9 protein-coding genes are annotated in these 12,593 nt (G+C 36.7%); 8 read left to right on the top strand and 1 reads right to left on the bottom strand.

Annotated elements, in window-relative coordinates; all coding sequences use genetic code 11:
• Positions 1-131: 131 nt before the first annotated feature.
• Positions 132-1,118: an alpha/beta hydrolase gene (locus B5X55_RS01160; protein WP_234999632.1), complete on the top strand. Its 987-nt coding sequence runs from the start codon at positions 132-134 to the stop codon at positions 1,116-1,118.
• A gap of 4 nt (positions 1,119-1,122) precedes the next feature.
• Here the strand turns inward: B5X55_RS01160 and B5X55_RS01165 are convergent, their stop codons facing one another.
• On the bottom strand, positions 1,123-1,815 hold the full coding sequence (locus tag B5X55_RS01165; RefSeq protein ID WP_079510565.1) for an NUDIX hydrolase: 693 nt from the start codon (positions 1,813-1,815) through the stop codon (positions 1,123-1,125).
• A gap of 196 nt (positions 1,816-2,011) precedes the next feature.
• On the opposite strand from B5X55_RS01165, the gene B5X55_RS01170 reads away from it, so the two are divergent.
• The 7 genes from B5X55_RS01170 to B5X55_RS01200 all read left to right on the top strand — a co-directional run bounded on the left by B5X55_RS01170 (position 2,012) and on the right by B5X55_RS01200 (position 12,433).
• A complete protein-coding gene (locus tag B5X55_RS01170; protein ID WP_079510566.1) occupies positions 2,012-3,562 on the top strand; it encodes an alpha-N-arabinofuranosidase in 1,551 nt (516 codons plus the stop codon).
• 15 nt (positions 3,563-3,577) lie between these two features.
• A complete protein-coding gene (locus B5X55_RS01175; RefSeq protein ID WP_079510568.1) occupies positions 3,578-5,557 on the top strand; it encodes a glycoside hydrolase family 127 protein in 1,980 nt (659 codons plus the stop codon).
• A 144-nt stretch (positions 5,558-5,701) separates the two neighbouring features.
• Positions 5,702-7,375 carry a ribulokinase gene (locus B5X55_RS01180; protein WP_079510569.1) on the top strand — a complete coding sequence of 558 codons (1,674 nt, stop codon included), beginning with the start codon at positions 5,702-5,704 and terminating at the stop codon, positions 7,373-7,375.
• A 4-nt stretch (positions 7,376-7,379) separates the two neighbouring features.
• Positions 7,380-8,081: an L-ribulose-5-phosphate 4-epimerase gene (locus B5X55_RS01185; protein WP_079511077.1), complete on the top strand. Its 702-nt coding sequence runs from the start codon at positions 7,380-7,382 to the stop codon at positions 8,079-8,081.
• A gap of 25 nt (positions 8,082-8,106) precedes the next feature.
• On the top strand, positions 8,107-9,606 hold the full coding sequence (gene araA, locus B5X55_RS01190; protein ID WP_394332826.1) for an L-arabinose isomerase: 1,500 nt from the start codon (positions 8,107-8,109) through the stop codon (positions 9,604-9,606).
• A 94-nt stretch (positions 9,607-9,700) separates the two neighbouring features.
• On the top strand, positions 9,701-10,804 hold the full coding sequence (locus tag B5X55_RS01195) for an aldose epimerase family protein (protein ID WP_234999633.1): 1,104 nt from the start codon (positions 9,701-9,703) through the stop codon (positions 10,802-10,804).
• A 9-nt stretch (positions 10,805-10,813) separates the two neighbouring features.
• Positions 10,814-12,433, top strand: a complete 1,620-nt coding sequence (locus B5X55_RS01200) for a sodium:solute symporter (RefSeq protein ID WP_079510571.1) — start codon at positions 10,814-10,816, stop codon at positions 12,431-12,433.
• Positions 12,434-12,593: the final 160 nt, after the last annotated feature.

A 12,593-nucleotide genomic window follows, 5' to 3' on the forward strand; every position in this document is an offset into this window, starting at 1 on the left:
TAATAGTTGAAATTTTCGTACTAAGAAAGTTTGAATTGGGACTATAATTAAAAATACAAAAGACTAATTTTGGGAGAATAATTTTGGCGATGGAGTGTATTATGCCAAATTCAGTCAAACAAAGAAAATTTATGGACTTTAAGATATTCTCATATGCTATTTCTGCCATAATGGTAATGATATTCAATACTGTTGTATCCCAAAATCTTGAAGGAATTACAGGAGTACGGGACACCTCCTATACTACTGTTTCAGCATTTGCCAATGATATTAAGACACATCCGTACATTAAGATTGTCAAAGAATTTGATTTCGATTCGGTTAAACAGGAAAATGACATTACCTATTGCTCATTTGGAGAAAGAAATTTGAAACTAGATGTTTTTCAGCCTAAAATTCAATCCAATACATTAAGAACGGCAATTATTATCATTCATGGTGGAGGTTGGCGCACAGGTAATAGAACTCAACATTATCCCTTAGCACAACAATTAGCTAATAAGGGTTACGTAGCCTTTACGCCAGAATATCGATTGTCTACCGAAGCTTTGTTCCCTTCAGCAGTTTACGATCTAAAAGCTGTAATACGTTGGGTGCGTAAAAATGCAATTAAGTACAATATTGATCCTGAGAAAATTGTGGTTTCTGGTTTTTCGGCAGGGGGTGAATTGGCTGCCTTTTTAGGAACCACGGCAAATAAACTGCTTTTCGAGAATGATATTTGTAATTCAGAAATATCAACGCATGTTAATGCAATTATTGATTTAGACGGTATATTGTCTTTTGTGCATCCTGAAAGTGGAGAAGGAGATGATAGTAAAGGTACTTCTGCGGCAACATATTGGTTTGGTTATAGTAAAGCTGAAAATCCTGGTTTATGGAAAATGGCCTCCCCGCTAACTTATGTCAATGAAAAAACACCTCCTACTTTATTTATAAATAGTTCGGTAGCACGAATGCATGCTGGTAGAGAAGATTATATCAAAATTTTACGAAATAACAGTACCTATTCAGAAGTTATCTCTTTTGAAACTGCACCACATTCCTTTGTGCTTTACAACCCTTGGTTTGAACCAACGGTAAAGGGAATCGATAATTTTCTTAAAACCGTATTTTAAAGTTTTAGATTTTAAAGTTGAAACCGTCTTCTACCTTTCGGTTATATTTTTCTTGATCAAACTTAAATAGATATGCGCCCTTTTTAGAAGAGCTCATATCCTTTTCTTCTAATTTTATCAGGATATCAAATGAATTGAACTTGTTGATGAAATTTCGTTTGTCCAATTTGGTGTCAAGAATTGCTTCATACAATTTTTGCAGTTGACGCATGGTGAATTTTTCAGGCAACAGTTCAAAGCCAATAGGTTTGCTCAGTGCCCTTCTGCGTAATCTAGCCATTGCCTTTTCTACCATACGGTTGTGGTCAAATATCAATTTTGGTGCGTCTTTTAAATTAAACCAATGAATAGGGTTTTGCTTTAAAAGTTCCTTATCATGGGTAGCAATATCAATTAGTGCATAATAAGCAACAGATATGGTTCTTTCTGCAGGATCTCTGTCGACTTTAGAAAAGGTATAAACCTGTTCCATGTAAATATTGTTAAGACCTGTTAAATGATGTAAAATTCTTATTGCAGCCTTATCTAAATTTTCTATTTTTTTAAGAAAACCACCAATAAGTGACCATTTTCCTTTTTCAGGCTCAAAGTCTCTTTTTACTAGTAAAATTTTTAATTCATCTTTTAAAAAACCGAAAATAATGCAGTCTACTGCAAGTAATACTTTGTCTTCTTTATTGTATGTGCTAAGTATCATTATGTATCTAATAGAATTGCAAGCTAATTATTTTAAAGGATTTATTTATGATGTAATAATTTTTTATAGTTAAGTGTTTAAAACACACTTTTTTTAATTATTATTGTTGAATAAATTGTAGTGAACTAAAACACTAATTCGATTTTAAATAAGGCTAGAATTTATAGAATCATATTTAAGATTAATACACATTTTTATGGATAAACATTTTTTAAAGTCTGGGGCAATTTTGATTTTAGTTGGCTTCTCCCAATTAATTTCTGCTCAAACAAAAATTGAAATTGTTAGTATTGAAAATGCTCCAATTATAAGCAAACATATATACGGCCATTTTGCAGAACATTTGGGCAGATGTATTTATGAGGGTTTTTATGTTGGTGAGAATAGTGTCATTCCGAATTCAGAGGGGGTGCGAATAGATATCATTGAAGCCTTAAAAGAATTGCAGATTCCGAATTTACGTTGGCCAGGAGGGTGTTTTGCGGATACCTACCATTGGATGGATGGAATAGGTGATTTGGAAAAAAGGCCAACCATCGTAAACACTTGGTGGGGTGGGGTTACAGAGGACAATAGTTTTGGGACCCATAATTTTCTGAACCTCTGTGAGGAACTCGGGGCCGAACCCTATTTGTCCGGTAATGTAGGTAGTGGAGGGGTGCAGGAATTGGCCGATTGGGTGCAGTACACCAATTTTAAGGGTAAAAGCCCTATGTCCGATTTACGACGCGAAAACGGCAAGGAAGAACCATGGGGGGTGAAATATTGGGGAATAGGTAACGAAGCTTGGGGTTGCGGAGGTAATATGCGCCCAGAATACTATGCGGATATCTATAAAAAATACGTCACGTTCATGTCCGATGCCGATGTTGAGGGAGGTATTTATAAAATAGCTTCAGGGGCCAGTAATGACGATTATAACTGGACAGAGGTATTAATGAAAAATATACCTAAAAATATGTTGCAAGGGGTTGCCCTTCACCATTATTCAGTAATCGATTGGGGTGCTAAAGGTCCGGATGTAAATTTTGATGAAGAAACCTATTTCAAGACCATGAAGGAATCGTGGTTAATGGAAGAGCTTATCGTTAAGCATACGGCCATTATGGACAAATACGATGAAGAAAAGAAGGTTGATCTGATCGTTGATGAATGGGGTGGATGGTATGAAGTCTCCGAGGGTACAAATCCCGGATTTCTTTACCAACAAAATACCATGCGTGATGCTATGATTGCGGGGATGAACCTGAACATTTTCAACAACCATGCGGACAGGGTAAAAATGGCAAACCTTGCACAAACCGTAAATGTACTACAAGCGGTTATTCTTACTGAAGATGAGAAAATGATTCTTACACCAACCTACCATGTAATGAATATGTATAAAGTGCATCAAGATGCTACATTGATACCGCTCTCATTTGATTCGCCTTCGTATAATTTTAAGGAAGAATCTTTGCCAGCATTAACGGTTTCTGCTTCAAAAGATAAAAATGAAGAGATACATATTTCTTTTACCAATATCGACACTAAAAATGGCAGTACCGTATCTATTGATTTAACCGATTTGAAATTAAAAAATATAATGGGTGCTATATTGAGTTCTGAAAGTTTACAGGATCATAATACATTTGATAACCCTAACAAAATCGAACCTAAAAATTTCAAGGATTTCAAATTTAATAAAGGAATGTTGGAGGTTACCATTCCACCTTTTTCAGTACTGGTTTTGGAAGGAAAGAAATAAAAATAATTGTATCAAATGAAAAGGACTAAACTATTATTAGCTGTAGCAACATCACTGATCCTTTTTACGGGATGTCAAGAGGAAGGTAAAAAGGACAATTCCTCAAGTGTTCCAGAAAAAAAATCAGGGTATCAGCTAACTCCTGTAAATATTCAACATGTAAAGCTAACGGATGAGTTTTGGTTGCCGATCATTAAACGGGTACAAGAAAAAACAATAGCGTATGCTATAGAAAAATGTGAGGAAGAAGGTCGTTTTGATAATTTCTTGATTGCTGGCGGAAAAATGGAGGGACCGGTAAAAGGAGTTATGCCTTTTGACGATTCAGATGTTTATAAAGTAATAGAGGGTGCTTCCAATTCACTGATAAGTGCCCCAAACAAGCCTTTGGAAAAATTACTTGATTCTTTGATCGGAATCGTGAAAACAGGTCAAGAATCAGATGGGTATTTGACCACATGGAGAACAATAAACCCTGCTAAGCCACCTGCGGAATGGGTTGAGGTTAAGGAAGGAAAGCGTTGGGAATCCCTGTTCATGAGTCATGAATTATATAATGCGGGGCATATGTATGAAGCCGCCGTTGTTCATTTTAAGGCAACCAGTAAAAGGAATTTTTTGGATATCGCTTTAAAGAACGCAGATTTAATGGTAGCAACTTTTGGGGATGCAGAAGGAAAAATACCTGCAGTTCCTGGGCATCAGATTATTGAAACAGGCTTGATAAAGCTTTATGAAGTTACGGGGAAAGAAGCCTATTTAGATTTGGCAAAATACTTTTTGGACAATAGGGGTAATCCTGAAAACCATGAATTGTTCGGGGCCTATTCCCAGGATCACATTCCAGTAGTGGACCAAGATGAAGTAGTTGGCCATGCGGTAAGGGCAGTTTACATGTATGCTGCCATGACGGATATTGCTGCATTGAAAAATGATACGGCCTATCATAAAGCAATAGACAAGTTATGGAACAATATGGTGGAGAAGAAAATGTACCTAACGGGGGGTATTGGTGCTAAACATGAAGGAGAAGCATTTGGAGAAAACTACGAACTCCCAAATTTAACCGCTTACAATGAAACATGTGCTTCAATTGGTGATGTGTATTGGAACCATAGAATGTTTAACTTAACTGGAGATGTAAAATATTTTGATGTTATTGAACGTACCTTGTATAATGGATTGATTTCTGGACTGTCATTAAGTGGTACTGAATTTTTCTATCCAAATGCATTGGAATCGGATGGTAAATATGAATTCAACCAAGGGGCGACTACCAGAAAATCTTGGTTTGATTGCTCTTGCTGTCCTACTAATGTAGTACGTTTTTTACCTGCTATGCCAGGTTTGATTTATTCAAAAACGGAAGATGAGGTTTATGTAAATCTTTATGCTTCAAGTGAGGCAAAAGTAAATCTGGCGAAAAACAACCTAATCATAACTCAAAAAACCAATTACCCATGGAACGGTGATGTACAGATTAATGTATTTGCCGAAGCAAAGGAAAAATTCAACATAAAAATGCGTATACCTGGCTGGGCAAAAAATGAAGTACTACCTGGTGGTTTATATGATTATGTCAATGATATGACAGGTAATGTAGAGGTCTATTTAGATGGTAAAAAAGAAGTTGTTAATTCTTTGGATGGATATATTACTCTTTCCGGTGAAAAAATAGAAGGCAAAACGATAGCGTTAAAATTTCCGATGAATGTTCGTGTGGTAGAAACTTCACTTCAAGTAGCAGAAAATAGAGGAAAGGTAGCATTAGAATATGGCCCTATTGTTTATGCCATCGAAGAAATCGATAATAAAAGCAATTTTGATGCAATCACTATACCATCAAATGATGATTTTAAAGTGCAAATGGAGCAAAACCTTTTGGGCGGTGTAAATACTATTTTTAATGGAAACCTTAAAGCGATTCCTTACTATGCATGGTCAAATAGGGGAACGGGTAAAATGAAGGTTTGGATAGCAAAAGAAAATCAGTAAAGAGAAGGTGCGTTCAAAATAGATTGATGATTAAATGGCTCAATTTGTATGTATTCATGAAAAATAAAATTTAATTAAAAGTGTGTTATTGACACTTATAAAATCAAATACTTATATTTACTTCGCAAAAATTGAATTAAAAAAATGAAAGGGTATGTAATTGGCTTAGATTATGGTTCAGATTCCGTTAGGGCCGTACTTATTAATTCAGAAAACGGAGAAGAGATTGCTTCTGAAGTTCACTGGTATAAAAGATGGTCAGAACAGAAATATTGCAACCCTTCCATAAATCAATTTAGACAACATCCACATGATCATATAGAAGGTTTAGAAATCACCATAAAATCTGTTATTACGCAGAGTAAAGTGAATCCTAAAGACGTAAAAGGTATTTGCATAGATACAACTGGGTCTTCACCAGTTCCGGTGACCAAAGAGGGAACTCCGTTGGCAATGGTGGAGGGTTTTACTGAAAACCCCAATGCGATGATGGTGCTATGGAAAGACCATACTGCAATTGCTGAAGCTGAACGCATTAATGAATTGGGAGCACAATGGGGTGGGGAAAATTTCACGAAATATGTGGGAGGTATTTATTCTTCAGAATGGTTTTGGGCAAAAATCGCACATGTAGTAAAACAAGATGAAGCAGTTAAAAACAATGCATTCACGTGGATGGAGCATTGCGATTTAATGACCTACCTGCTTATCGATAATAAAGATTTAAAGTCATTTAAAAGAAGCAGATGCGCGGCAGGCCATAAAGCCATGTGGCATGAAAGCTGGGGCGGACTCCCACCTAAAGAATTTTTAGAAAAGTTAGACCCGTATTTGGGAGATTTGAGAAATAACCTATATGATGAAACCTATACCTCGGATGAGGTTGCTGGTCATTTAAGTCAAGAATGGGCAGACAAACTAGGGTTGACTACAGCTACCGTAATTGCCGTGGGTACGTTCGATGCACATTCAGGAGCCGTGGGTGCCAAAATAGATGAAAATGCTCTTGTGAGAGTAATGGGCACATCTACCTGTGATATCATGGTGGCAACAAAAGATGATATTAATGGTAAAACTATAAAAGGTATTTGTGGTCAGGTTGATGGTTCTGTAATACCAGGCTTGATAGGGTTGGAGGCAGGTCAATCTGCCTTCGGAGATTTGCTTGCTTGGTTTAAAGATGTGTTAGATTGGCCCATTGATAATTTGGTAATGACATCCAATATTTTGTCTGAACAGCAAAAAGCGGACTTAAAAACTGAAATCGAGAACGACTTCATTAGAAAATTATCTGATGCAGCAGCCGCTATTCCGTTATCAGAAAGTATACCAACCGCCTTAGATTGGATAAATGGTAGAAGAACACCAGATGCCGACCAAAATCTAAAAAGTGCAATTTCAAACCTATCCTTAGGTAGTAAAGCACCTCATATATTTAAGGCTTTAGTGAATGCCATTTGTTTTGGTTCGAAAAAAATAGCCGACCGATTTAAGGATGAAGGTGTACGGATTGATTCGGTTATTGGTATTGGCGGTGTAGCTAGAAAGTCGCCGTATATTATGCAAACCTTGGCAAATGTGATGAATATGCCAATAAAAGTAGCTGCCTCAGATCAAACACCTGCCCTTGGAGCTGCCATTTATGCAGCAGTAGCATCGGGCATTTATCCAAATGTTGTGGAAGCAAGTACACATATGGGTAGTGAGTTTGAAGCGGAATACCATCCTCAAAAAGATACCATTGAAACCTATGAGGAATTAATGGATTCTTACACTGCGTTAGGAGACTTCATTGAAAGTTCAATTAAAAAAAAATAGAAGCATGAGTTCAAAATACAAAGCACTTAAAGAAGAATGTTTTGAAGCGAATATTGAGCTTAATGACTTGGGCTTGGTCATTTACACTTTTGGAAATGTAAGTGCAGTAGATAGGGACCACGGGGTTTTTGCAATTAAACCGAGCGGCGTACCGTACGAAAAATTAAAACCAGAAGATATTGTAGTATTAGATTATGAAAACAATATAGTGGAAGGCACTATGAGGCCTTCATCAGATACAAAGACCCATGCTTTTCTATATAAAAATTGGAATCATATTGGTGGTATAGCACACACCCATGCCACTTATTCGGTTGCTTGGGCTCAGGCACAAAAAGATATTCCCATATTTGGTACAACCCATGCCGATCATTTAACAGTAGATATTCCTTGCGCTGAGCCTATGAATGATAGCCTTATAGAAGGCAATTACGAGCATAACACTGGCATACAAATTATCGATTGTTTTAAGGAAAGAGGTCTATATCCTGAAGAGGTGGAAATGATACTTATAGGTAATCACGGTCCGTTTGCATGGGGAAAGACTGCAGCAAAAGCAGTTTATAATAGTAAGGTATTAGAAACGGTTGCACAAATGGCATACCTCACGCTTCAAATAAATCCGAACGCAACTCGGTTAAAAGATGCATTAATTAAGAAACACTATGAACGTAAGCATGGCAAAAATGCCTACTACGGTCAATAATTATAACAAATTTATAAAATTGAATATGTTGGAAAAGGAAATATGGTTTGTAACAGGCAGCCAAGATTTATATGGAGAAGAAACACTTAAACAGGTTGCGAAAGACTCTCAACAAATAGTTGAAGGATTTAACGCCTCAGACAATATACCCGTTAAGATAGTTTTTAAACCAACCGTTAAATCTCCGACCGAAATTACAGATATCTGCCTGCAGGCAAGTTCTACTAAAAACTGTATCGGTATCGTTACATGGATGCATACATTTTCACCTGCCAAAATGTGGATAAAAGGGTTGAGTGTATTGAACAAACCTTTATGTCATTTACATACACAGTTTAACGCTGAGGTGCCATGGGAAACCATTGATATGGATTTTATGAACCTAAATCAATCGGCACATGGTGATCGCGAATTTGGTCATATGATGACCCGCATGCGTAAGAATAGAAAGATTATTGTTGGGCATTGGCAAGAAGATAGAATACAAAAGAAACTTGGTAACTGGGCACGTGTAGCCATGGGTTGGAATGAATTTCAGAATCTTACCGTTGCACGAATAGGTGACAACATGAGAGAAGTTTCGGTAACCGATGGTGACAAGGTTGAAGCACAGTTACGATTCGGTTTTTCTGTGAATGGCTACGATTCTTCAGATGTGGTTAAACATATGAATATACTTACCGAAGACGAGGTAGAAGCTTTAATGAAGGAGTATGAAGAGAGTTATGAGTTAAGTGATAAACTGAAACCTGGAGGTGCACAACGGCAATCATTGATTGATGCGGCAAAAATAGAATTAGGACTTAGGGGATTTTTAGAAGAAGGTGGCTTTAAAGCGTTTACCGATACGTTTGAAAATCTTGGTGAGTTAAAACAATTACCAGGTATTGCCACGCAACGTTTAATGGCTGATGGGTATGGTTTTGGTGCTGAAGGAGATTGGAAAACATCCGCCTTGTTGCGGGCTTTAAAAGTAATGGCCACAGGGTTGAATGGTGGTACATCCTTTATGGAAGATTACACCTATCATTTTACACCGCAGAAGGCTTATGTATTGGGCTCGCATATGTTAGAAATTTGTCCATCCATCGCAGATGCAAAACCAAGTTGTGAAGTACATCCGTTAGGAATAGGTGGAAAAGAAGATCCTGTACGTTTGGTTTTTAATTCACCTGCAGGTCCTGCAATCAATGTTTCTCTGGTAGATTTAGGTAATCGTTTTAGGTTAGTGGTCAATGAAGTAGAGGCTGTAGAGCCAATGGGTAAATTGCCTAATTTGCCAGTTGCTAGGGTGATTTGGGATGCGAAACCAGACTTAGAGATTGCCGCTACATCTTGGATTTTAGCAGGTGGGGCCCATCATACGGTTTATTCCCAGGCGCTGACTACTGAATTTATCGAAGATTTTGCAGAAATGGCAGGTATTGAGCTGGTCGTTATTGATAAAAATACAACGATTCGAGAGTTTAAAAATCAATTAAATGCCAATGAGGCATATTATCATTTATTCAAAAATAAATTATAACAATCCATATACTATGAAACCATTCACCAAACTAGGTTATTCATTTGTGCTATTTGGCATTTTAATGTTTAACATAAACTGTAAAGAAAAAACCATGAAAAAAGATAGTGCAGAAATATCAGAAGTAATAACTAAGAGTATACGTGTTGAAAAGGGCGATTATGGAGTTACCCAGAACGGTGAGAAAGTGGATATTTTTACGATAACGAACAAAGATGGTATTGTCGTTAATATTATTACTTTCGGTGGACGTATTACATCTTTAACAGCTGCAGACAAGAATGGCAAAATGGAAAATGTTGTTTTAGGTTTTGAGAATTTAGAACAATATGAAAAAGATAATCCATTTTTTGGAGCATTGGTAGGTCGTTACGGTAACAGAATAGCTAAAGGAAAATTTAGCCTGAATAATACTGATTACACGTTAGCCAAGAATAATGGTGAAAATAGTTTACACGGAGGGGTAAAGGGTTTTGATAAGGTTGTGTGGAAGGTATTAGAGGTAAATGAGGGTGATAAGGGGGTTTTAAAGCTTAGTTATTTAAGTAAGGATATGGAAGAAGGTTTTCCAGGTAACTTAACTACTATTGTAACCTATACATTGAATTCTGATAATAGTTTAGACGTCTTGTACGAAGCTACGACAGATAAAACTACTGTCGTTAACCTTACGCAGCATTCATACTTTAATCTTTCTGGTGATTTTTCACAAACAATTCTGGATCACGAAGTAGAAATTGACGCTGATTCATACATTCCTGTAGATAGTGGGTTAATACCGACAGGAGATTTAGCAACTGTAGAAGGTACACCTTTCGATTTTAGGAAGGCCAAACTAGTAAGTCAAGACATCAATGCAGACAATGAACAAATAGAACTAGGTGGTGGTTTTGACCATTGTTGGGTTCTAAACGACTATGAATCGGGTTACCGTTCAGTAGCCAAAGCATATCATTCAGGTTCGGGCCGTACACTTGAAGTTTTTACCGATGAGCCAGGCATACAATTTTATTCTGGTAACTTTTTGGACGGAACACTGCCGGCACCAAACGGTGGAACATACGCAAAGAGAAGCGGATTTTGTTTAGAAACACAACACTATCCAGATTCTCCAAACCAACCAAAATTTCCTTCTGTAACATTAGAGCTAGGAGATAAATATTCAACCAAAACTACCTTTAAGTTTTCTGCCAAATAAACCATTAGCATGCAACAATTAGACAATTTAGACTGGATTAGTATTTCGCTTTATTTTTTATTACTTATCGGAATAGCTGTGTGGGTTATCCGAAAAAAAGAAGACAACACAGAAGATTATTTTTTGGCCGGAAGAAATATCGGTTGGTTCGTGGTGGGTGCCTCAATATTTGCATCAAACATTGGTTCGGAGCATGTAGTTGGTTTAGCAGGTACGGGTGCAAGTAATAAACTTCCCTTGCTTATTTATGAAATACATGCTTGGGTAGTATTGATGTTAGGCTGGGTATTTCTCCCTTTTTATGCACGTAGCGGCGTTTTTACAATGCCAGAATTTTTAGAGAAACGTTTTGATGCAAGATCTAGATGGGTATTGTCCATATTTTCAATTGTTGCTTATGTACTTACTAAAATTTCTGTAACTATTTACGCTGGTGGTGTTGTAGTTTCTGCCTTGTTAGGAATTGATTTTTGGACAGGTGCGATTGCTACTGTGGTATTAACTGGGATTTATACTGTTTTAGGCGGTATGCGTGCTGTAGTATATACAGAAACCCTTCAGGCAATTCTTTTAGTTGTTGGCGCTGCAGTTTTAACATTTATCGGTTTAGATAAAGTTGGGGGATGGGGAAGTATGGTAGATACCCTAGGACCTGAATATTTTAATATGTGGCGACCGGCTACGGATCCAGATTTTCCTTGGCCATCGCTTTTCATCACTAGTACTATAGTTGGTATTTGGTATTGGTGTACGGACCAATACATTGTGCAAAGAACCTTAACTGCTAGAAACATTAAAGAGGGTAGGCGGGGTACTATTTTTGGAGCTTTATTAAAACTTTTACCAGTCTTTTTATTTTTGATTCCTGGGGTTATAGCGTTGACGTTAAAAATGCGAGGTGAATTACATTGGGATAATGCAGATGAGGCGTTCCCAGTTTTGATGAGTAATTTATTGCCTTCAGGTTTAAGGGGTCTTGTTGCTGCGGGATTATTAGCAGCTCTTATGAGTTCATTGGCTTCGGTATTTAACTCATGTTCTACATTATTTACGGTAGATGTATATAAAAAATTAAGACCTAATGCACCAGAGAAGAAATTGGTGAGAACCGGACAAATCGCAACTGTTTTCGTTGTTATCATTGGTATTATTTGGATTCCGATTATGGCAAATATATCAGGTGTATTGTATGAATATTTACAGAGTGTACAATCATATATAGCACCTCCTATTACCGCTGTATTCTTACTAGGTATATTCTATAAACGTATAAATGCTACAGGCGCATTTTACACACTAGTCATGGGTATTGTAGTTGCTTTCTTAAGGATAACATTAGAATTGGTAAAACATAATCTAGATGCCGATGGTGTGTTATTTTATCTAGGAGATATGAACTTCTTGACTTTTGGTGCTTGGTTCTTCTTGTTTTGTTTAATTTTTATGGTAGTCGTTAGTTTATTGACAAAAGCACCAGACAAGGAACAAATTGTCAACCTTACTTTTGGCACTATAACCGAAGAAGAAAAGAAGAGGAATAAAAGTAGTTATAACTGGGTAGATGTAACTGTATCTATTATAATCATTCTAATTGTTATAGGTATTATGATATTTTTCAACGGTAAGTAATATCATTTTTAAATAGTAAAAAAGTTGATAGCGCTCTCTTAATTTGAGAGAGCGCTATCAACTTTTTTATTTTAGATAATGCCAAATATCGTGTGTCACAATTTTTAGTTATAGCGATAATCGATACTAGTTTTCTTAGCTATTTTTAGGGTACTAAAAA

The organism is Maribacter arcticus (genome assembly GCF_900167935.1).
GTDB lineage: Bacteria > Bacteroidota > Bacteroidia > Flavobacteriales > Flavobacteriaceae > Maribacter > Maribacter arcticus.

What these genes read in the sequence shown, in the direction of transcription:
- B5X55_RS01180 (WP_079510569.1), top strand. Translation starts at nt 5,702, where the DNA reads ATGAAAGGGTATGTAATTGGCTTAGATTATGGTTCAGATTCCGTTAGG.
- B5X55_RS01175 (WP_079510568.1), top strand. Translation starts at nt 3,578, where the DNA reads ATGAAAAGGACTAAACTATTATTAGCTGTAGCAACATCACTGATCCTT.
- B5X55_RS01160 (WP_234999632.1), top strand. Translation starts at nt 132, where the DNA reads ATGGACTTTAAGATATTCTCATATGCTATTTCTGCCATAATGGTAATG.
- B5X55_RS01200 (WP_079510571.1), top strand. Translation starts at nt 10,814, where the DNA reads ATGCAACAATTAGACAATTTAGACTGGATTAGTATTTCGCTTTATTTT.
- B5X55_RS01195 (WP_234999633.1), top strand. Translation starts at nt 9,701, where the DNA reads ATGAAAAAAGATAGTGCAGAAATATCAGAAGTAATAACTAAGAGTATA.
- araA (WP_394332826.1), top strand. Translation starts at nt 8,107, where the DNA reads ATGTTGGAAAAGGAAATATGGTTTGTAACAGGCAGCCAAGATTTATAT.
- B5X55_RS01165 (WP_079510565.1), bottom strand. Translation starts at nt 1,815, where the DNA reads ATGATACTTAGCACATACAATAAAGAAGACAAAGTATTACTTGCAGTA.
- B5X55_RS01170 (WP_079510566.1), top strand. Translation starts at nt 2,012, where the DNA reads ATGGATAAACATTTTTTAAAGTCTGGGGCAATTTTGATTTTAGTTGGC.
- B5X55_RS01185 (WP_079511077.1), top strand. Translation starts at nt 7,380, where the DNA reads ATGAGTTCAAAATACAAAGCACTTAAAGAAGAATGTTTTGAAGCGAAT.